Source organism: Streptomyces pseudovenezuelae, assembly GCF_029892565.1.
In the GTDB taxonomy this organism is placed as follows: domain Bacteria; phylum Actinomycetota; class Actinomycetes; order Streptomycetales; family Streptomycetaceae; genus Streptomyces; species Streptomyces pseudovenezuelae_A.
This window is the reverse complement of record NZ_JARXVH010000007.1, coordinates 252,555-271,591: the sequence shown is the minus strand read 5'-3', so window position 1 is coordinate 271,591 and position 19,037 is coordinate 252,555. Positions and strand designations below refer to the sequence as shown.

The following is a 19,037-nucleotide window of genomic DNA, read 5'->3' as shown; positions in this document are numbered from 1 at the left end:
TCCGACAGGGGGCGTGGGGAGCCGTAGGCTGTTTGTGTGCTCTTGCTCGCTCTGGATACCGCCACCCCTGCCGTCACCGTCGCGCTGCACGACGGCACGGACGTCATCGCCTCGTCGAGCCAGGTGGACGCGCGTCGGCACGGGGAGCTGCTGCTGCCGGCCGTCGACCGTGTGCTCGCCGACGCCGGACTGAAGCTCGACGCCGTCACCGGGATCGTCGTAGGGATCGGGCCCGGTCCGTACACGGGCCTGCGCGTCGGGCTGATGACCGCCGACACGTTCGGGCTCGCGCTCGGCGTCCCCGTGCACGGACTGTGCACGCTGGACGGTCTCGCGTACGCCGCCGATGTCGACGAGGGGCCCTTCGTCGTCGCGACCGATGCCCGGCGCAAAGAGGTCTACTGGGCGACCTACGCCGACTCCCGCACCCGGCTGACCGACCCCGCCGTGGACCGGCCCGCCGAGATCGCGGAGCGGGTGGCCGGACTGCCGGCCGTCGGCGCGGGCGCGCTGCTGTACCCCGAGACCTTCCCGCGCGCGTACGAGCCGGAGCACGTGTCGGCCGCCGCGCTGGCGGGGCTGGCCGCCGAGAGACTGGCGGCCGGCGAGGAACTGCCCGCGCCACGGCCGCTGTATCTGCGCCGGCCCGATGCCCAGGTCCCCAAGAACTACAAGGTGGTCACCCCCAAGTGACCACACCCGCGACACCTCGACTGCGCGAGATGCGCTGGTGGGACATCGACTCCGTGCTGGAGCTGGAGAAGGAACTCTTCCCCGAGGACACCTGGTCCCGGGGCATGTTCTGGTCCGAACTGGCCCACGCGCGCGGCGCCGAGGCGACCCGCCGCTATGTCGTCGCCGAGAACGGCGCCGGCCGGATGATCGGGTACGGCGGCCTCGCCGCCTCCGGTGACCTCGGTGACGTCCAGACCATCGCGGTCGCCCGCGACCACTGGGGCACCGGCCTCGGCGCGCTGATCCTCACCGAACTGCTGCGGGCGGCGACGTCCTTCGAGTGCGCCGAAGTGATGCTGGAGTGCCGCATCGACAACATCCGCGCCCAGAAGCTGTACGAGCGCTTCGGCTTCGAGGCCATCGGATTCCGCCGCGGCTACTACCAGCCCGGCAATGTGGACGCGCTCGTGATGCGTCTGACCGACCCCACGACAGTGCGAGGAACCGAGATCAATGGCTGACACCCGGGACGAGCCGCTCGTCCTCGGCATCGAGACCTCCTGCGACGAGACCGGCGTCGGCATCGTGCGCGGCACCACGCTGCTCGCCGACGCCGTCGCCTCCAGCGTCGACGAGCACGCCCGCTTCGGCGGGGTCGTGCCCGAAGTGGCCTCCCGTGCCCACCTTGAGGCGATGGTGCCGACGATCGAGCGCGCGCTGAAGGACGCGGGGGTGAGCGCGAAGGACCTGGACGGCATCTCGGTCACCGCCGGTCCCGGTCTCGCCGGCGCCCTCCTGGTCGGCGTCACCGCCGCCAAGGCATACGCCTACGCGCTCGGCAAGCCCCTCTACGGCGTCAACCACCTGGCCTCCCACATCTGCGTGGACCAGTTGGAGCACGGCCCGCTGCCCGAGCCGACGATGGCGCTGCTGGTGTCCGGCGGGCACTCCTCGCTGCTGCTGTCGACCGATATCACCTCCGACGTCCGCCCGCTCGGCGCGACCATCGACGACGCGGCGGGCGAGGCCTTCGACAAGATCGCCCGCGTGCTCAACCTCGGCTTCCCCGGCGGCCCGGTCATCGACCGGTACGCGAAGGAGGGCGACCCGAAGGCGATCGCGTTCCCGCGCGGGCTCACCGGGCCGCGCGACTCCGCCTACGACTTCTCCTTCTCCGGGCTCAAGACGTCCGTGGCCCGGTGGATCGAGGCCAAGCGGGCAGCCGGTGAGGACGTGCCGGTGCGGGACGTGTCCGCGTCCTTCCAGGAGGCCGTGGTGGACGTACTGACCCGCAAGGCGGTGCGGGCCTGCAAGGACGAGGGCGTCGACCACCTGATGATCGGCGGCGGCGTGGCCGCCAACTCGCGGCTGCGCGCGCTGGCCCAGGAGCGCTGCGAGGCGGCCGGCATCCGACTCCGGGTGCCGCGGCCCAAGTTGTGCACCGACAACGGCGCGATGGTCGCCGCCCTCGGCGCGGAGATGGTCGCGCGGGGCCGCGCCCCCTCCGACTGGGACCTCTCGGCGGACTCCTCGCTGCCGGTGACCGAGCCGCATGTGCCGGGGCACTCGCATGACCACGATCACGTGCACGAGGTCAGCAAGGAGAACCTGTACTCGTGACCGTCGCGTTGATGTGGGAGGCGCGGGCCGTCGAGGGGCGGGGCGCCGAACTGCTGGCCTGGGCGCGGGAGTTGGAGCTGCCCCTGACGCCCGTGCGCCGGGAGTCCTTCCGGGGCCCGCAGGACCGCGTCCTCGTCATCACCTGGTGGGACGCGGCCTACGACGCCGAGCTGCCCGAACTCCCGGAGCCGGACGGCGAGTTGGTCACACGGCCGGTCCATCGGTGGCGGTTCGAGTCGCTGGGGTCGGACTGACGGAGGAGTACGACAGCTTCCACGGCTCGTCCCTGTTGTGCCCGCGCCACAGCACCCGCCCGTTCCTGCGCTCCCAACGGGCGCCCACCACACCCTTGGTGAGCCAGTCCAGGGCCATCACCAGCGGGACGACCACCGCGTCCCCGAGGTACGAGGTGAACACGGCGGCGAGCGCGAACAGGCCGGCCATCCGCACGTAGTAGGCGCGGTCGAGCGGCATCGCGCCGGCCCCCGGCCTCGGCACCGCGGCCTCGAACTCCCGTACCTCACCGACCCACTTGAGCCGGCTCGACCTGAGCAGCGCCGACACGACGAGGAACGCGACCGCCAGGGCGGCCGTCACGGCCACACCACCGCCCCGCATCGACTCCTCGTCCCGTACGCCGACCGCCACCGCCACCCCGACGGCGATGCCGGCCAGCAAAGCCAGCGCGGCCAGCAACTCCTGATACACGTACCTGCCCATCACGTCCCCCGTGTCCCCCGTTTACTGGATCTCCCCAACGGTAGTTCCAGGGTGCCCGGTTCTACCAGCCTTGCACCGGAACGGCGCGTCTCCGCTCAGGGCTTCGGCCAGGTGCCGAGAATCTGGGCGTCGGTCATCGCGGGGGGCGCCTGCGTCTCCGTCGCGGGTTCCAGGCCGAAGCCCCGCAGCAGGACGTCGACATAGCGGCGCCAGGCGTCCGGGGCGACGTCGTGGGTGCGGTCGGCGATGGCGCCGATCATGTAGAGGTAGGCGTACACGTCACTGCTGGCGAAGCCCTCGTGGACCGCGCCCGCGGCCAGGGCCCGCTCGACCAGGGCGTCCACCCGGCGGCCGAGTTCCTCGCGCATCCCGGCGGTAGGCGCCGCTTCCAGGTCCGCGTGGGCGAGGATCACGTCCAGTGCCGGGTCCCCGGCCCGCCAGCGCGCCGCCTCGACCAGGTAGTGGCGCATCGCCTCCCCGGGTTCCGCAAGCTCCGCGGCCGTCTCCGCGAGCTGGAGAAACGTGGTGAACCGCTCGGCGAACAGCGCGTTCATCAGTGACACGAGGTCCGGGAAGCGGCGGTACACCGTGCCGACCCCGACACCGGCCTCATGGGCGATCTCGTTGAGCGTGGCCACCGAGCCCCGCTCAGCGAACATGCGCTCGGCCGTCTCCATGATCTGCCGCCGGTTGCGTTCCGCGTCCGCGCGCAGCGGTCGTTCCTTGTCCTCGCTCACGCCACGACATTCTCCACCACGGCCGGTCGTCGCAGGTTGCTTGCCAGCAGCAGAACGCCCGTCACGACGCTCCACAGCAGCCACGAGTAGACGCCGCCGCGCTCGAACGCCCCGGCCGTGCTCTCCGAGATCCCCGCGCCCAGCACACCCAACGGGCCGAGCACGCCGACCGTCATGCTGAAGACGCGGTACGGCCTCGGCAGGTCCAGGTTCTTCACCCGCCCCGCCATGAACACCAGCGCGTTCGCGGACAGGACGCCGATCAACGCCCCCACGAGATGCAGGGCCAGCACGTACGACGCCCCCTCCGGGGAGCCGTGGAAAGTCCCGATCATCACGAACCCCACCGCGTGCGCGACCGCGAGCAGATCTCACGGCCCTGGAACACCACACCGCAGTCGGGTACGCCCAGGTCGCTGATGTAGTTGCCGCCGTAGCTGTAGGGCGGGGTCTTCCACGCGCCGGCGGTGACTGCTTCGGCGATGACCCACTGGAGAGCGTTCACCACCAGGACTACGGCTCCCAGGGAGAGCCAAGTTCTTCTCTGTGTCATGAGGCCCACGGTAGCAGTAAGTGGATGAATCTATCCGTTTACGCGATTCGGGTGCGCGGTGAGCTGGAGTTCGTCACCCTGTGTGCATGAGTGGTGGCATCGAGGTGGGCGGTGAGCCCGAGGCGTCGGACAGCATGAGGACGTTCGGGGCGTTCGTGCAGGGGCTGCGGGAGCATGCGGGGATGAGTCGGGAGGAGTTGGGGGAGCGGGTCCATCTGTCCAAGCACTCCATCGCGTCCATCGAGTTGGGGCGACGGTTGGCGGACGAGCAGTTCGTGGAGATGGCGGAGCCGGCGCTGGGCAACACGGGTGCCTTGCGGAAGGCGTTCGGGAGGGTGGGGCGGCAACCGGGGTTTGCGGCGTGGTTCCGGAGGTGGGCCGCGCTGGAGCGGGAGGCGGTGAGCCTGGCGACGTATGAATGCCGGTTGGTTCCGGGTCTGTTGCAGTCCGAGCCGTATGCGCGAGCGGTGTTCGGGAACAGCATTCCGCCGTTGTCGGATGAGCAGGTGGATGTGCAGGCGGTGGCCCGCATGGAGCGGCAACGGATGCTTACCGAGCGCCCCAACACGTCCTTCAGCTTCGTCGTGGACGAGCACGTCGTGCGGCGGCAGTTGGGCGGCGCAGAGGTTGCCCGCGTCCAGTTGGACCACATGCTGGGCTACGCGCAACTCCGCAATGTGGAGATCCAGGTCATGCCGCTCGACTGCCAGGTGCACGCGGGCCTGGATGGCCCGTTGGCCCTGCTGGAGACTCCGGATGCAAAGCATCTCGCGTACTCGGAAGGGCAGCAGACAGGGCAGTTGATCTCTGACGCAAAAGAGGCCGCCATCCTGCACCGCCGCTATGCGACACTCCGCTCACAGGCTCTCAGCCCCCTGGACTCGGTGAGCCTGCTGGAGCGGATCAGAGGAGAGCTATGAGCGGCATCACCGACCTGACGTGGTTCAAGTCCAGCTATAGCGGCACCCAGGGTGACAACTGCATAGAGGTCGCCCTCGCCCCCATCACTATCCACATCCGCGACACCAAAGACCGCACCCGCCCCCACCTCACCGTCACCCCCGCCGCCTGGTCCGCTTTCGTGGCGCAGCCACCCCGCTGACTACGACACCTCCGTCTCGCACCGCAGCACGCGCGACCCGTCCAACTCTCGTACAGCGCCGCCCAGTTGCAACCGCACCGCGTGGCGCACATCGGCGCTCGACGCGCTCAGCCGTAGCTCCAGCGCACCCGGTTCCACCACCCGGACACCCCGCCGATCGGTGAACGCCGACAGGTCCGCGTGGAAGTGGAACGTCACCCGGCGAGACTCACCCGGCTCCAACTCCACGCGCTGGTAACCGATCAGGCGGACATCAGGGCGGGTCACCGAGGCGACCGGATCGTGCAGGTACAGCTGGACGACCTCCGCCCCCGCCCGCTCACCGGCGTTCCGGACGGTCAGCGCGAGATCGTACGTACCGTCCGTGCCGATCTCCCGCTGAGGGTCGCCGACGAAGTCCTCCCAGGTGAACGTCGTGTAGGACCGCCCCTCGCCGAAGGCATACAGCGGAGTCGGGTCGAGGTTGCTGACCTCGCCCGCGAGGCCGAGGGGCGGCTGGAGGTAGGTCCACGGCTGGCCGCCCGGGACGCGGGGGACGCTCACCGGCAGCCGCCCGGACGGGCTGACGCGGCCCGACAGCACCCCCGTGACCGCCGGACCGCCCTCCTCCCCGGGGAAGAACGCCTGCACCACGGCGGCCAGTCGGCCCTGCCAACGGCCCAGCGCGTAGGGGCGGCCGGTCAGCAGGACCAGCACGACCGGGACCTCCGTGGCGACCAGCGCGTCCAGCAAGTCGCCCTGGATACCCGGGAGTTGCAGGTCCGCCACATCGCAGCCCTCGCCGGACGTGCCGCGCCCGAACAGGCCCGCCCGGTCGCCGAGCACCGCCACGCACACGTCCGCCTCCACGGTGCGCGCCACCGCCTCCGTGAAGCCCGAGTCGTCCGGGTCGGACACCCCGCAGCCCTCGGCGAACGTCACCTTGGCGTCCGGGAGTTCGGCCCGCAGTGCTTCCAGGACGGTCGGGATCTCGATGCCCATCGGCACTTCGGGGTGGTGGGTGAGCACGTGGGACGGGAAGGAGTAGCAGCCGAGCATCGCAAGCGCGTCGGCGGCGCGGGGGCCGACCACGGCGATCCGGGTGTCGGGGGAGAGGGGCAGGATGCCGTCCGGGTTGTCCAGCAGCACCACCGACTCCTCGGCCAGCCGCCGGGCGATCGCGCGGTTGGCGGCCGAGTCGAGGTCGATGGACTCGGTCGGCTCCGGGCTCCAGTCCTCGTCCAGCAGCCCCAACTCGCACTTCTGCACCAGCACTCGGCGAGCGGCCCGGTCGATCAGCTCCTCGGGCACCTCACCCGCCCGTACCGCGTCGAGCAGCGGTTCTCCGTAGCACTTCAGCGTCGGCAGCTCCACGTCGATCCCGGCGGCCAGCGCCGCGTGCGCGGCCTCGGCCGGGGTGCCCGCCACCCGGTGCAGGGTCTGCAGGAAGCCGATGCCGAAGTAGTCGGCGACCACGGTTCCGGTGAACTCCCATTCCTCGCGCAGGAGTTGCGTGAGCAGTCCGGGGTCGGCCGAGGCGGGCACGCCGTCCGTGTCGGTGTACGCGGCCATCACCGAACGGGCGCCGCCCTCGCGCAGGGCCAGTTCGAAGGGCGGCAGGGTGATGTCCGCGAACTCGCGGACGCCCGCGCGCACGGGGGCGAGATTGCGGGCGCCCGCCGAGGAGGCGTACCCGGCGAAGTGCTTGAGCGTGGCGATGACCCCGGCCGACTCCAGGCCCCGGACGTAGGCCGCGCCGACGGTGCCGACCAGGTACGGGTCCTCGCCGATGGTCTCCTCGACGCGGCCCCAGCGTGGGTCGCGTACGACGTCCAGGACGGGGGCGAGGCCCTGGTGGACGCCGGCCGTGCGCAGGTCGTGGCCGATCGCGCGGGCCATCTCCTCGACCAGGGGCGGATCGAAGGTGGCGCCCCAGGCCAGCGGTACCGGGTAGGCGGTGGCGCCCCAGGCCGTGAAGCCGGCCAGGCACTCCTCGTGGGCGACGGCAGGGATGCCGAAGCGGCCGGCCGCGGCGATCCGGCGCTGGGCGCGGGCCAGTGCCCGCGCGCCGAGGGCCGGGTCGACGGGGGCGGTGCCGAAGGAGCGGGTGAGCTGGCCCAGGCCGTGGGTGATCAGCTCGTCCCAGTCGTAGGCGGCGGTCATCTCGCTCTGCAGGGGCGCGACTCCGTCGCCGTCCGTGGCGGCGCCCACCCAGACGCCGTACAGCTGGGCGGTCTTCTCCTCAAGGGTCATCCGGGAGAGGAGGTCGTCGACGCGGGCGGCGGCGGGCAGGGCGGGGTCACGCCAGGGGGCGGTGGTCATGAAACTCCTGCTCTGGTCGAGTGGGTGGCAGGCCCGCTCACGAATGTTTCGATATGCATCTCGAATGTTCCGGGAACCTAGGGCGGTGCGAGGGGTTCGTCAAGAGGTCGCGCAGGGATACGATCGCCGCCATGACACCCCCGGAGCCCGTTGAAACCCGGACGGCGACGCCGACGACAGGCCGGTCGTCGCAGACCGCGACGCTCGCGGAGATCGCCCGCGAGGCCGGCGTGTCCGCGCCGACTGTTTCGAAGGTCCTCAACGGCCGTGCGGACGTGGCCCCGGCCACCCGCAGCCGCGTCGAGGACCTGCTGCGCGCGCACGGCTACCGGCGCCGCCGCGCCGAGGCCAGCCGCTCGCCCCTGATCGACCTGGTCTTCCACGAACTGGAGAGCGCCTGGGCGATGGAGGTCATCCGGGGCGTGGAGAACGTGGCCCGGGACAACGGCCTGAGCGTGGTGCTCAGCGAGAGCGCGGGGCGGCTGACGCCCGGGCGGACCTGGGCCGACCAGGTCGCCGCCCGCCGGCCGCACGGCGTGATCCTCGTACTGTCCGGTCTCGACGAGTCCCAGCGGGCCCTGCTGACCAGCCGCTCCATCCCGTTCGTGGTGATGGACCCGGCCGGCGACCCCGGCGTGGACGTGCCCTCGATCGGCGCCACCAACTGGCAGGGCGGCCTGGCCGCCACCCGGCACCTGGTCGACCTCGGCCACACCCGCGTCGGCGCGATCACCGGGCCGACCCGCATGATGTGCAGCCGCGCGCGTGTGGACGGCTACCGGGCCGCACTTGAGACCGCCGGGCTGCCGGTCGACCCGACGCTGATCGTGACCGGCGACTTCCACCACGAGGCCGGCTACCGGCAGGGCCTGGAACTGCTGCGCCGCCCGGACCGCCCCACCGCCGTCTTCGCCCTCAACGACCTCCAGGCGCTCGGACTCTACGAGGCCGCGCGGGAGTTGGGGCTGCGCATCCCGGAGGACCTGAGCGTGGTCGGCTTCGACGATCTGCCGGTCGCGCGCTGGGTGGGGCCGCCGCTGACGACCGTACGACAGCCCCTGATGGAGATGGCCGAGGCGGCGGGCAAGCTCGTCCTGGACCTGGGGCGCGAGGACCAACCGCCGGTGGCCACGCGGGTCGAGCTGGCGACGAGCCTGGTGGTGCGCAGCAGTACGGGGGCGCCGCCGGTGGCCGGAAGGTGACGTATTGACGGGTGGTGCGGGCGTGCCCACACTCCTCCGAAGCCAATCGGTTATTCAACCGAAACTTTCGGAGGCACCCGCAATGAGATCTCTGAGAACAGGCTTTCGCGGTACGGGCTTATCGCTGGCGGCAGTTGTCACCGGCGCGGCGCTGCTGCTGACGGCGCCCGTGGCGCACGCGGCCGACACCCCGCTGCGCGACCTGGCCGCCGCCAAGGGCAAGGTCATCGGTACGGCGGTCACGGGCTCCAAGCTCACCGGGTCGTACGGCGACATCGCCGGGGCGCAGTTCAACTCGCTCACCCCCGGCAACGCCATGAAGTGGGGGTCGGTCGAGCCGACCCAGGGCTCCTTCAACTGGACCGAGGCCGACCAGATCGTCGCCTTCGCGCAGGCCCACAACCAGCAGGTGCGCGGCCACACCCTGGCCTGGCACAGCCAGAACCCGAGCTGGCTGACGAACGGCACATGGACCTCGGCCCAGCTCAGCACCCTCCTCCAGAACCACATCAACACCGAAGTCGGCCGCTACAAAGGCAAGATCGCCGCCTGGGACGTGGTCAACGAGCCCTTCAACGAGGACGGCACCTACCGCTCGACGCTTTGGTACAACGGCCTCGGTGCCAACTACATAGCGAACGCCCTGACTTGGGCGCGGGCCGCCGACCCGGCGGCCAAGCTCTACATCAACGACTACAACGTCGAGGGCGTCAACGCGAAGTCGACCGCCCTCTACAACCTGGTCAAGTCCCTGAAGGCGGCGGGCGTCCCGATCGACGGCGTCGGTCTGCAGGCCCACCTGATCCTCGGCCAGGTCCCCGCCACCCTCCAGCAGAACATCCAGCGCTTCGCCGACCTCGGCGTCGACGTGGCGATCACCGAGCTGGACGTGCGGATGGCGCTGCCGGCCGACAGCACGAAGCTCGCCCAGCAGGCCGCCGACTACAAGGCGGTGCTCGCCGCGTGCGTGGCCGTCACCCGCTGCGTCAACGTCACCGTCTGGGGCTTCACCGACTCCGACTCCTGGGTGCCGAGCACCTTCCCGGGCTACGGGGCGGCGACGCCGTACGACGAGAACTACGCGCCGAAACCGGCGTACTACGCCATCGCTGAGGCCCTCGGCGGCGGTACGACGACCCCGCCGACCGGCGCCTGCACGGCGACGTACGCGGTGGGCAGCCAGTGGAACACCGGGTTCACGGGCCAGGTGACGATCGCCTGCTCCGGAGCCTCCCTCTCGTCCTGGCACGCGAACTGGACCTTCGGCGCGGGCCAGCAGGTCACCCAGGCCTGGAACGCCATCTGTACTCAGTCCGGCACGGCCGTGAGCTGCGCGAACGCCTCGTACAACGGCTCGGTGCCGGACGGGGGCTCGGTAAGCTTCGGGTTCAACGGGTCGTGGAGCGGGAGCAATCCGGTGCCGACGGTGACGCTGGGTTGAGGTGGTGTCGCTCGGTGGAGGCGGTGTCGCTGGGGCTGAAGAGGTGTCGCGGAGGGTCGGAAACGTGAGATTTTCCGAAGAAAACCGTCCTGAGGCGCTTCCCCTAACAGTCTCCTAATAATTCGGACTTACGTTCCTTCCGTGACCGGAGAAGAGAGCGGCGACGAGGGCAGACGGTCAGGTCGGCGGTCGCGTGTGCTGAAGACCGTCGGCCTGACCCTCGCGGGCGTGCTGGTGCTGACCGTGGCGGCGGCCGGCTGGGCGTACTGGCATCTCAACAACAACATCAAGAGCGTCGACATCAACAGCGCGCTCGGCGACGACCGCCCGCCCAAGGGGGTCACGACCCCGTCCGCCTCGGCGAGCGCGTCGGCCTCCCCGCTGCCCACCGGTGCCGTGAACATCCTGGTCCTGGGCTCGGACTCGCGCAGCGGCAAGGAGAACCAGGCGCTCGGCGGGGGCGACAGCTCCGGTGCCCGCTCCGACACGGCGATGGTCGTGCACATCGACGCCGGACGGACCAGCGCCACGGTGGTCAGCATCCCGCGCGACACCCTCGTCACGCGCCCGTCCTGCCCGCTGTCGTCCGGGGGTTCGACGTCGGTGGCGTACAACTCGATGTTCAACAGCGCCTATTCGCTCGGCGGGCCGGTGTGCGCGGTCAAGACGGTCGAGTCGATCACCAACGTCCGCATGGACCACTACATCGAGATCGACTTCGCGGGCTTCGCGAAGCTGGTCAACGCCCTCGGCGGCGTCACCGTCACCACCGACGAGGACATCGACGACGACGACAGCCACCTGCACCTGAAGGCGGGCAAGCACCACCTCAACGGCACGCAGGCGCTGGCGCTGGCCCGCACCCGGCACGGCATAGGCGACGGCAGCGACCTGGGCCGCATAGGCCTCCAACAGAAGCTGGTGAAGGCCCTGTTGACCCAGATCTCCACCACCAACCTCCTCACCGACCCCGCCAAGCTCTACGAGGTCGCCGACGCGGTCACCGACAGCCTCACCACCGACACGGGCCTGAACTCGCTGAGCGAACTGATGCGGCTGGGCCAGAGCCTGAAGAGCCTGCCGGTGAGTGACCTCAAGACGGTGATGATGCCGGTGGTACCGGCGCCGTCGGACTCGAACCGGGTGGTGGCGAAGGAGCCGGCGGCGAGTGAGTTGTGGGAGTCGTTGCGCTGAGGGTGAGCGCTATGCGTCAGGGCTGGCGGTGCGGCCGCCGGTGGGCAGCAACCCGTCCACCACGCCCCGCAGTTGCCCCTCGATGTCGTACCCCCCGGTGATCTCCTCCCACCGCCCCGCCACCACCGCCAGATGCGGAAACTCCCCGGCGTCCTCCTCCGTGACGAGGGAGGACATGAAGGGGCGGCGGTCGGGGGCGGCGGCCCGGCGTTCTTCCGCGCGGTGGAAGACCAGGGCGCCGTAGACGACGTACCAGATGGTGCGGTAGACGTGGACCGCCTCCGTCGGGGACAGCCCGCATTCGACCGCCGCGCCGATGATCTGCTCCGGGATCCACAGGGCGCTGCGGTCGGTGAGGTCGCCGAGGCTCAGGACGTCGACGATCCAGCTGAACCGGCTGATGCCCGTGTAGGTGTGGAGGGCGATCGTGACGATTCGCTCGCGTGGGTCGTCGGGGAGGACCGGGCGCGGGATCGAGGCCGCCATGCCCGACAGCGTGAGCATCAGCAGTTCGTCCTTGTCGCGGACGTGGTGGTAGAGCGCCATCGGGGTGGCGCCCACCTCCTTGGCGACCCGGCGCATGGAGACCGCCTCGACGCCCTCCTCCTGGAGGATGCGCCGGGCCACCGCCACGATCTGGTCCGCCTCGATGCGGCGCGGGCGGCCGACGGCGCGCTTACGAGGCTCCTGGCTTGGTTCGTCTCCCACGGGCGCATTCTCTCCCGGCCGGTTCCGGGCGCCCCTCCACATCCGTCCGGGCACCCCTCTGGATAATTTCTGTACGCGTATATTAATCTGTTGGGCATGGTGGACTCGCAGACACGCACGTCCGGTTGGCTGCTGCCGGTGTTGCTGACCGTGCAGTTCCTGGTCTCCCTCGACATGTCGGTCGTCAACGTCGCCCTGCCGGACATGGGTACCGGTCTGGGCTTCGGCGGTGACTCGCTGTCGTGGGTCGTGAACGCGTACGCCCTCACCTTCGGCGGGCTGCTCATGCTGGGTGGGCGGCTGGCCGACGTGGTGGGGCGGCGGCGGACGCTCATCGCCGGGTTCGCGGTCTTCGGGGCCGCGAGTCTGGCGGGCGGACTCGCCCAGGCGCCGGGGCAGTTGATCGCCTTTCGGGCGGTGCAGGGCGTCGGGGCGGCCGCGCTCGCACCGGTCGCGCTGACCCTCATCACCGTCAACTACCCGGAGGGCGGCGCCCGTTCGCGCGCCCTCGGGCTGTGGGGCGCCTCCGGTGCGGCCGGTGGGGCCGTCGGTGTGCTGGCCGGCGGACTGCTCACCGACTGGGCCGGCTGGCGGGCCGTCATGCTCGTCAACGTGCCGGTCGTGATCGCCGTCCTGGTCCTCGCGCGTACCGCCGTACCCGCCGACCGTCGGTCCGAAGGGCCCAGGGCGCGGCTCGACCTGGTCGGGGCGTTCCTGGTCACCGCCGGGACCACGCTGCTGGTGCTGGGGCTGGTGCGCACCGAGGCGTACGGCTGGACGGCCTGGCAGACCGAGGCGTCCCTGGGCGCCGCCGTCCTCCTGCTCGCCGCCTTCGCCGTGGCCGAGCGACGGGTGCGGCGGCCGCTGCTGCGGCTCGGCCTGCTCAGGGGCGGTCCGGTGCTCGCGGCGAACGTCTTCGCGCTGATGATGACGGCCGGCCAGTTCGCCGCCTTCTACTTCACGTCCCTCTATCTGCAACAGGTTCTCGGGTATGGCGCGACGGCCACCGGCAGCGCCTTCCTGCCGTTCTGCGTCGGGATCGTGGTCGCCTCGGTGGTCGCCGCGAAGACGGTCGCGCGGGTCGGGCCCCGGGCGCTGCTGGTGACGGGCGGGCTGCTCGCGGCGGCGGGGATCGCGTGGTTCGCGGCGGCCCTGGCGGTCGACGGCGGCTTCTGGTCACCATCCTCGGTCCGTCCCTCGTCGCAGGCCTCGGCATCGGGCTGTGCTTCGTGCCGCTCGGTACGGCGGCCACGGCCGGGGTCGCCTCGGAGGAGACCGGCATGGCCTCCGGGCTGCTCAACAGCTCGCGCCAGGTCGGCGGGGCCGTGGGGCTCGGCGTGCAGGTCACGGTCGCGGCGAGCGTCGGCGGGAGCGTGGGCGGGGCCCAGGGGCTCGTCGACGGGTTCTCGGCGGCGTACTGGGTGGCCGCCGGGCTGCTGGCCTTCGGCGCCCTCGCGGGCGGACTGCTGTACGGGAAAACGTCCCTGCCTGCGGAAACGTATGCCGCGGAAAAATCTTCGAAGAATTCCGGCGACCGTGTCGATCCGGCCGGATCCCGATCGACGCAGGGGTGAGAGGCCGGGAAGGACCCGGCCCCGCATCCACCGAGGAGGGCACCATGCCCCGCTACCTGTCGCTCGTGCAGATCGACGAGAAGACCGCCCCCGCCGAGGGCCCCAGCGCCGAGCTGATGCAGCGCATGGGCGAGCTGATCGAGGAGGTCACCAAGGCCGGGGTGATGCTCGACACCGCCGGTCTGACCCCGTCCGCGCAAGGCACGAAGGTGCGCTGGGAAGGCGGCGAGATCAGCGTCACCGACGGACCCTTCACCGAGTCCAAGGAGGTCGTCGGCGGCTACGCGATCATGCAGTGCAAGGACCGGGCCGAGGCCCTGGAGTGGACCAAGCGGTTCCTGAAGGTGCACGAGGAGTTCTGGACGGTGACCTGCGAGGTGCGGGAGATCGCGGAAGGCTAGATCGCCGAGGGCTGAGCGTCCCTCCTTGGAGATGTGCCGGTCCGGGTGTCGAATGGGGGGCTGTGAGCCAACAGCCCCCCGGCCGACAGCCCGACGACCGACAGCCACCGGCCGACCCCCTCGGCGCCGCCGACCCCGGTCACGCCATCGAGACCGTCTTCCGCATGGAGTCCCCGCGCATCATCGCCGGCGTCGCCCGCATCGTCCGTGACGTCGGGATCGCCGAGGAGCTCGCCCAGGACGCCCTGGTCGCCGCCCTGGAGCAGTGGCCGCGGGACGGGGTGCCGGACAACCCGGGCGCCTGGCTCATGGCCGCCGCCAGGCACCGCGCCGTCGACCTGATCCGGCGCCGGGAGAACTACGCCCGCAAGCTCCAGGCGATCGGCCGCGACCTGGAGACCACCGCCCCGCCGGAGGAGCCGGCCGACCCGGAGGACATCGACGACGACCTGCTGAGGCTCGTCTTCACCGCCTGCCACCCCGTGCTGTCCGCCGAGGCCCGCATCGCCCTCACCCTGCGCCTGCTCGGCGGCCTGACGACGCCGGAGATCGCCCGCGCCTTCCTCACCCCCGAACCGACGGTCGCCCAGCGCATCGTCCGCGCCAAACGCACCCTCGCCACCAAGAACGTCGACTTCGAGGTGCCCTACGGCCCCGAGCGCGCGGCGCGGCTGGGCTCCGTACTCGACGTCATCTACCTGATCTTCAACGAGGGGTACGCGGCCACCGCGGGCGACGACCTGCTGCGCCCGGCGCTGTGCGAGGACGCGCTGCGCCTTGCCCGCGTGCTGTCCGGGCTGATGCCGAAGGAGCCCGAAGTGCACGCCCTGACCTCGCTGTTGGAGTTCCAGGCGTCCCGCACCGCCGCCCGCACCGGCCCGAACGGCGAGCCCGTCCTGCTCCGGGACCAGAACCGCCGCCGCTGGAACCGCATGCTCATCGCCCGTGGCATCACCGCCCTGGGTCACGCCGACGCCACCTCCACCGGCGCCCCCGGCCCGTACGCCCTCCAGGCCGCCATCGCCGCCTGCCACGCGCACGCGTACACCTACGAGGAGACCGACTGGCGCACGATCGCCACGCTGTACGGCCTGTTGGCCGCCCGCGCGCCCTCGCCCGTCGTCGAACTCAACCGCGCGGTCGCCGTGTCGATGGCCGAAGGACCGGCCGAGGGCCTCGCGCTCGTCGACGCCCTCGCGGCCGAACCCGCCCTGAAGGACTACCACTTGCTGCCCAGCGTCCGCGGCGACCTGCTGGAGCGGCTGGGGCGTACGGCGGAGGCCCGCGAGGAGTTCGTACGGGCGGCGGGGCTCGCGCGCAACGAGCGGGAGCGGGAGATGCTGCTGGGGCGGGCCGGGAAGTGCCGTTCGTGACCTGGGATCACACGGCCGTTCATTCGTAACTCTGTTCCCCTGTCGTCCCGTTGGGCACTACAGTGATCCGGCCGCTGAGCAATGGCTGTGTGGTCGCCTGGGGGACAGACGCCGACCCGGCCGCGCGCGGCATCGAATCGACCGGACATCGACCGGATGACGTCATCCGATCCGTGGGGGAGACGACAACTTGAGACCGTTCACGCGCCGCCATGTCGCGGCGCTCGCCACCGCGGCCGCACTCGCCGCCGTAGGAACCCTGGCCACCGCACCGGGCGCCGTCGCCGACGACGCCGGGCCCTGGCCGGGCACCGAGGGCAGGATCCTGACCGACGGGCCGTGGCTGGTCGACCCGGCCACCGGCGCGGCCACCGCGGTCCCGGGCGCCGGCTCGGGGGAGTACGCGGCCTGGGCACCGGACGGCAGCCGGTTCGCCGTCGTCAACGGGCAGACGATCACCAGCGTCCGCACCGCCGGCTCCACGAAGATCACCCTGCCCCCGGCGACGGGCATGCGCTCCAGCGCCGTCTACACGGACCTGACCTTCGGGTGGGGCGGTCGCTACGTGGCCTTCGCCACCGGCGGCCAGCTCGCCTACGGTCCCTCCGACGGCTCCTGGGCGCCCATCCCGCTGCTGTCCAACTCCCTTGAGCCGTCCACGGTCTGCGACACCGAACCGACCGTGAACACCGCCGGGCTGGTCGCCTTCGAGCGCCGCACCGGCAACTGCTCAAGCACTCCCGGTGTGTACGTCTACGAGGCGTCCACGAAGACGGTCAAGCGCGTCCTCACCGACGCCACGCAGCCCGTCTGGTCGCCGGACGGCACCAAGCTGGCCTTCGTCCGCGCCCGCCAGATCTTCACGGCGAACGCCGACGGCAGCGGCGTCGAGCAGCTCACCACCGACGCCCGCTCCTACGCCAACCCGTCCTGGTCGCCCACCGGCACCCGGATCGTCTTCGACGTGCACGCCTCGGCGAACGGCGTCGACACGCACACCACCGAGTACGCGGACCTGGCCTCCGGCGCCCTCACCGTGGTCCCGGGCGGCACGCGGGGCAGCAACCCCAGCTGGCAGCCGCTGCGCAAGAACACCACCGCCCGCGTCTGGGGCAGCGACAGCTACGCCACCGCGATCGCCGCCTCCCGCTGGAGCTGGAACACCCTCGGCACCAGCTCGCCGGGCCTGCTGGACGCCAAGTCCGCGGTGCTGATCAACCGAGACAGCACGGCGTACTCGCTCACCGCGCCCGCGCTGGCCGGCAAGAAGCGGGGCCCGGTGCTGATGACCCCGAAGACGGGGCTGTCGACGGCGGTGAAGAACGAGCTGAAGCGCACCCTGAAGAAGGGCACGTCCGTCTGGATGCTGGGCGGCACCTCGACCCTCGCCACCAACGTCTCCACGCAGCTCAAGGCGCTCGGCTACGTCCCCAAGCGGCTGTCCGGCGTGGACCGTTACGACACCTCGGTCAAGGTGTCCAAGGCGATCACCACCGCCCCGAAGTACGTGTTCCTGGCCAGCGGCACCGACTACAAGGCGGCCCTCCCGGCCGCTGCTGCTGCGGGCTCCGACGGCACCGCGAGCACAGCCACTTTCGTCCTCAGCAACGGCAAGAAGCTGACGGCGGCGGTGAAGTCGTACCTCAACGGCGTGAACCCCGACAAGACCATGGTCATCCCGGTCGGGTCGGACGCGAAGTACGCGCTGACGCACACCTCGTTCTCCAAGTGGCCGTCGACGTACTACTACTACCCGGTCACCTCGGGCACGAGTGAGGGCCTGTCGGTGGCCCTCGCCAAGTTCTGGTGGACCGTGCCCAGTCAGGTGGCGTTCGCCTACACCGGCGCCTGGCGGGACGGCGTCTCGGCGGGCGCGGCGATGAACATCTACGCGCCGCTGGTGTGGACCTCACGGCCCGACCTGTCCGCCGACCCCAAGAGCTACCTGCTCCGTGAGTCCGCGGGCACGCAGGCCGCGGTCGCCTTCGGACCCACGTCCTCGGTCACGGCGGGCACGCTGAACACGGCCGGCGCCGCGATGAGCGCGAACGGCAGCCAGTTCACGTACGTGCCGTTCTACAACGGGGTCGGGGCCGCGAGCACGCGGTCACTGCGCGCGGACACCGCCGCACCCGCCTCGCCGGTCAAGTCAGGCCCGGTTTCGGCTGACCCGAACCTGAGCCCCCTCAGGACGGCCAAGCACCAGTAGCACGGCGGCAGTCACGCCTTACGCGGGGGCGCCGACCAGCATGGTCGGCGCCCCCGCCACGCGCGTCAGGAACACGGTCGCCGAGTTCGGCCCCTGCGGCTTGACCTTCCTGCGCAACTCCTCCGGCTCCACCGCCGACCCCCGCTTCTTCACGGTCAGGATCCCGACCTCCCGCTCCCGCAACAGCGCCTTCAACTTCTTCAGATTGAAGGGCAGTTGATCGCTGATCTCATAGGCGGTGGCATACGGGGTCACGTGCCGCTCGTCCGCGGTGACGTAGGCGATGGTCGGGTCGATCAGGCCGCCGTCCAACTCCTCGGCCACCTCGGCGACCAGATGGGCACGGATGACGGCGCCGTCGGGCTCGTACAAGTAGCGCCCCACGGGCCGGACCTGGGGGTCCGGCAGGCCTCTGCCGAGCAGGGTGCGCGGGCCCGGCAGCAGCGTCGCGCGCACCGCGCCCGGCTCGGTCCCGAACCACAGCACCGCTTCCTTCACGTCCCCGCCGTCCGAGATCCACTCGGCCTCGGCCGCGCCGGGCACCGCCTCGTGCGGGATGCCGGGGGCGACCTTCAGCGCGGCGCGGGGTGCCTTGAGCGCGGCCTCGACGGCCCAGGACAGCGGCGGTGAGTAGGCCTCCGGGTCGAAGATCCGGCCGCGTCCGCCACGCCGGGCCGGGTCCACGAAGACGGCGTCGTAGCCCTCCGTACCCACCTCCGTGACGTCCGCCTCCCGCACCTCGATCAGCTCGGCGAGACCCAGCGCCGCCGCGTTCTCCCGCGCCACGGCCGCCGTCACCGGATCACGGTCCACCGCGAGCACCCGGATCCCGGCCCGCGCCAGCGCGATCGCGTCCCCACCGATCCCGCAGCACAGGTCGGCGAGCGAGCTCACCCCCTGCGCCTTCAGCCGCTCGGCCCGGTACGTCGCCACACTCGCCCGCGTCGACTGCTCGACCCCGTTCGGCGTGAAGAACATCCGCCCCGCGTCCTCGGTCCCGAACTTCGCCGCCGCCCGCTGCCGCAGCCGCGCCTGCCCGAGCGCCGCCGACACCAGCTCGGCGGGGTGCTCGCGGCGCAGCCGGGTGGCGACGGTCAGTTCGTCGGCCGGGGCCGTGTCGCGCACCTCGTCGAGGAGGGCGCGGCCTTGCGAGGTGAGGAGGAGGGCGAGGTCGTTCACCGGGTCATTGTGGGCCAGTCGGTGGACGGTGCGTTGCCGGCCGCGGTG

The 19,037-nt window shown here is 71.3% G+C and carries 19 protein-coding genes and 1 pseudogene; 13 read left to right on the top strand and 7 right to left on the bottom strand.

Features of this window, described 5'->3' with window-relative positions; translation table 11 throughout:
• Positions 1-36: 36 nt before the first annotated feature.
• The 4 genes from tsaB to M2283_RS24065 are packed head-to-tail and all read left to right on the top strand — an operon-like array spanning position 37 to position 2,549.
• Positions 37-693 carry a tRNA (adenosine(37)-N6)-threonylcarbamoyltransferase complex dimerization subunit type 1 TsaB gene (gene tsaB / locus M2283_RS24080; protein WP_280878427.1) on the top strand — a complete coding sequence of 219 codons (657 nt, stop codon included), beginning with the start codon at positions 37-39 and terminating at the stop codon, positions 691-693.
• On the top strand, positions 690-1,196 hold the full coding sequence (gene rimI, locus M2283_RS24075) for a ribosomal protein S18-alanine N-acetyltransferase (protein ID WP_280878426.1): 507 nt from the start codon (positions 690-692) through the stop codon (positions 1,194-1,196). Before tsaB ends, rimI begins: the two co-directional genes overlap by 4 nt.
• The gene (gene tsaD / locus M2283_RS24070) at positions 1,189-2,295 is read left to right on the top strand and encodes a tRNA (adenosine(37)-N6)-threonylcarbamoyltransferase complex transferase subunit TsaD (RefSeq protein WP_280878425.1); all 1,107 of its coding nucleotides are present in this window, start codon (positions 1,189-1,191) and stop codon (positions 2,293-2,295) included. Before rimI ends, tsaD begins: the two co-directional genes overlap by 8 nt.
• Positions 2,292-2,549, top strand: coding sequence for a hypothetical protein (locus M2283_RS24065; RefSeq protein WP_280878424.1), 258 nt, complete (start codon positions 2,292-2,294; stop codon positions 2,547-2,549). Before tsaD ends, M2283_RS24065 begins: the two co-directional genes overlap by 4 nt.
• On the opposite strand, the gene M2283_RS24060 is transcribed toward M2283_RS24065, so the two are convergent.
• The 4 genes from M2283_RS24060 to M2283_RS24045 all read right to left on the bottom strand — a co-directional run bounded on the left by M2283_RS24060 (position 2,500) and on the right by M2283_RS24045 (position 4,305).
• On the bottom strand, positions 2,500-3,015 hold the full coding sequence (locus M2283_RS24060; RefSeq protein ID WP_280878423.1) for a hypothetical protein: 516 nt from the start codon (positions 3,013-3,015) through the stop codon (positions 2,500-2,502). The two genes, M2283_RS24065 and M2283_RS24060, sit on opposite strands and share 50 nt — an antisense overlap.
• Before the next feature lie 95 nt (positions 3,016-3,110).
• A complete protein-coding gene (locus tag M2283_RS24055) occupies positions 3,111-3,752 on the bottom strand; it encodes a TetR/AcrR family transcriptional regulator (RefSeq protein WP_280878422.1) in 642 nt (213 codons plus the stop codon).
• Positions 3,749-4,087 (bottom strand): hypothetical protein, encoded by a 339-nt coding sequence (locus tag M2283_RS24050; protein WP_280878421.1) that lies wholly within the window; start codon positions 4,085-4,087, stop codon positions 3,749-3,751. Before M2283_RS24050 ends, M2283_RS24055 begins: the two co-directional genes overlap by 4 nt.
• On the bottom strand, positions 4,087-4,305 hold the full coding sequence (locus M2283_RS24045; protein WP_280878420.1) for a hypothetical protein: 219 nt from the start codon (positions 4,303-4,305) through the stop codon (positions 4,087-4,089). The genes M2283_RS24050 and M2283_RS24045 overlap by 1 nt, the downstream gene beginning before the upstream one ends.
• An 86-nt stretch (positions 4,306-4,391) precedes the next feature.
• Between M2283_RS24045 and M2283_RS24040 the strand changes: the two genes are divergently transcribed.
• Positions 4,392-5,225 (top strand): helix-turn-helix domain-containing protein, encoded by an 834-nt coding sequence (locus M2283_RS24040; protein ID WP_280878419.1) that lies wholly within the window; start codon positions 4,392-4,394, stop codon positions 5,223-5,225.
• A complete protein-coding gene (locus M2283_RS24035) occupies positions 5,222-5,407 on the top strand; it encodes a DUF397 domain-containing protein (RefSeq protein WP_280878418.1) in 186 nt (61 codons plus the stop codon). Before M2283_RS24040 ends, M2283_RS24035 begins: the two co-directional genes overlap by 4 nt.
• Here the strand turns inward: M2283_RS24035 and M2283_RS24030 are convergent, their stop codons facing one another.
• Positions 5,408-7,708: a glycoside hydrolase family 3 N-terminal domain-containing protein gene (locus tag M2283_RS24030; RefSeq protein ID WP_280878417.1), complete on the bottom strand. Its 2,301-nt coding sequence runs from the start codon at positions 7,706-7,708 to the stop codon at positions 5,408-5,410.
• Positions 7,709-7,839: 131 nt separating this feature from the next.
• On the opposite strand from M2283_RS24030, the gene M2283_RS24025 reads away from it, so the two are divergent.
• The 3 genes from M2283_RS24025 (at position 7,840) to M2283_RS24015 (ending at position 11,545) form a co-directional block, all read left to right on the top strand.
• Positions 7,840-8,910, top strand: a complete 1,071-nt coding sequence (locus tag M2283_RS24025; RefSeq protein WP_280878416.1) for a LacI family DNA-binding transcriptional regulator — start codon at positions 7,840-7,842, stop codon at positions 8,908-8,910.
• A gap of 82 nt (positions 8,911-8,992) precedes the next feature.
• Positions 8,993-10,351, top strand: coding sequence for an endo-1,4-beta-xylanase (locus M2283_RS24020; protein WP_280878415.1), 1,359 nt, complete (start codon positions 8,993-8,995; stop codon positions 10,349-10,351).
• A gap of 141 nt (positions 10,352-10,492) precedes the next feature.
• Positions 10,493-11,545 carry an LCP family protein gene (locus M2283_RS24015; protein WP_280878414.1) on the top strand — a complete coding sequence of 351 codons (1,053 nt, stop codon included), beginning with the start codon at positions 10,493-10,495 and terminating at the stop codon, positions 11,543-11,545.
• Positions 11,546-11,554: 9 nt separating this feature from the next.
• On the opposite strand, the gene M2283_RS24010 is transcribed toward M2283_RS24015, so the two are convergent.
• Entirely contained in the window at positions 11,555-12,253 is a 699-nt protein-coding gene (locus M2283_RS24010; RefSeq protein ID WP_280878413.1) for a TetR/AcrR family transcriptional regulator, read from the bottom strand.
• A 96-nt stretch (positions 12,254-12,349) separates the two neighbouring features.
• Here M2283_RS24010 and M2283_RS24005 point away from each other — a divergent pair.
• The 4 genes and pseudogenes from M2283_RS24005 to M2283_RS23990 all read left to right on the top strand — a co-directional run bounded on the left by M2283_RS24005 (position 12,350) and on the right by M2283_RS23990 (position 17,810).
• Positions 12,350-13,827 (top strand): annotated as a pseudogene (locus M2283_RS24005) (MFS transporter).
• A 44-nt stretch (positions 13,828-13,871) separates the two neighbouring features.
• The gene (locus M2283_RS24000) at positions 13,872-14,228 is read left to right on the top strand and encodes a YciI family protein (RefSeq protein ID WP_280878412.1); all 357 of its coding nucleotides are present in this window, start codon (positions 13,872-13,874) and stop codon (positions 14,226-14,228) included.
• Positions 14,229-14,392: 164 nt separating this feature from the next.
• Complete coding sequence (locus tag M2283_RS23995) at positions 14,393-15,601, top strand: RNA polymerase sigma factor (RefSeq protein ID WP_280878727.1); 1,209 nt, start codon at positions 14,393-14,395, stop codon at positions 15,599-15,601.
• Between the two features lie 190 nt (positions 15,602-15,791).
• On the top strand, positions 15,792-17,810 hold the full coding sequence (locus M2283_RS23990; protein ID WP_280878411.1) for a cell wall-binding repeat-containing protein: 2,019 nt from the start codon (positions 15,792-15,794) through the stop codon (positions 17,808-17,810).
• A gap of 18 nt (positions 17,811-17,828) precedes the next feature.
• Here the strand turns inward: M2283_RS23990 and M2283_RS23985 are convergent, their stop codons facing one another.
• Positions 17,829-18,989, bottom strand: a complete 1,161-nt coding sequence (locus tag M2283_RS23985) for a class I SAM-dependent methyltransferase (RefSeq protein ID WP_280878410.1) — start codon at positions 18,987-18,989, stop codon at positions 17,829-17,831.
• Positions 18,990-19,037 lie beyond the last annotated feature (48 nt).

Excerpts from the sequence above, each read along its gene's own strand:
- tsaD (WP_280878425.1), top strand. The coding sequence starts at position 1,189 with ATGGCTGACACCCGGGACGAGCCGCTCGTCCTCGGCATCGAGACCTCC.
- M2283_RS24060 (WP_280878423.1), bottom strand. The coding sequence starts at position 3,015 with ATGGGCAGGTACGTGTATCAGGAGTTGCTGGCCGCGCTGGCTTTGCTG.
- M2283_RS24050 (WP_280878421.1), bottom strand. The coding sequence starts at position 4,087 with ATGATCGGGACTTTCCACGGCTCCCCGGAGGGGGCGTCGTACGTGCTG.
- M2283_RS24045 (WP_280878420.1), bottom strand. The coding sequence starts at position 4,305 with ATGACACAGAGAAGAACTTGGCTCTCCCTGGGAGCCGTAGTCCTGGTG.
- M2283_RS24040 (WP_280878419.1), top strand. The coding sequence starts at position 4,392 with ATGAGTGGTGGCATCGAGGTGGGCGGTGAGCCCGAGGCGTCGGACAGC.
- M2283_RS24035 (WP_280878418.1), top strand. The coding sequence starts at position 5,222 with ATGAGCGGCATCACCGACCTGACGTGGTTCAAGTCCAGCTATAGCGGC.
- M2283_RS24030 (WP_280878417.1), bottom strand. The coding sequence starts at position 7,708 with ATGACCACCGCCCCCTGGCGTGACCCCGCCCTGCCCGCCGCCGCCCGC.
- M2283_RS24025 (WP_280878416.1), top strand. The coding sequence starts at position 7,840 with ATGACACCCCCGGAGCCCGTTGAAACCCGGACGGCGACGCCGACGACA.
- M2283_RS24020 (WP_280878415.1), top strand. The coding sequence starts at position 8,993 with ATGAGATCTCTGAGAACAGGCTTTCGCGGTACGGGCTTATCGCTGGCG.
- M2283_RS24000 (WP_280878412.1), top strand. The coding sequence starts at position 13,872 with ATGCCCCGCTACCTGTCGCTCGTGCAGATCGACGAGAAGACCGCCCCC.
- M2283_RS23995 (WP_280878727.1), top strand. The coding sequence starts at position 14,393 with ATGGAGTCCCCGCGCATCATCGCCGGCGTCGCCCGCATCGTCCGTGAC.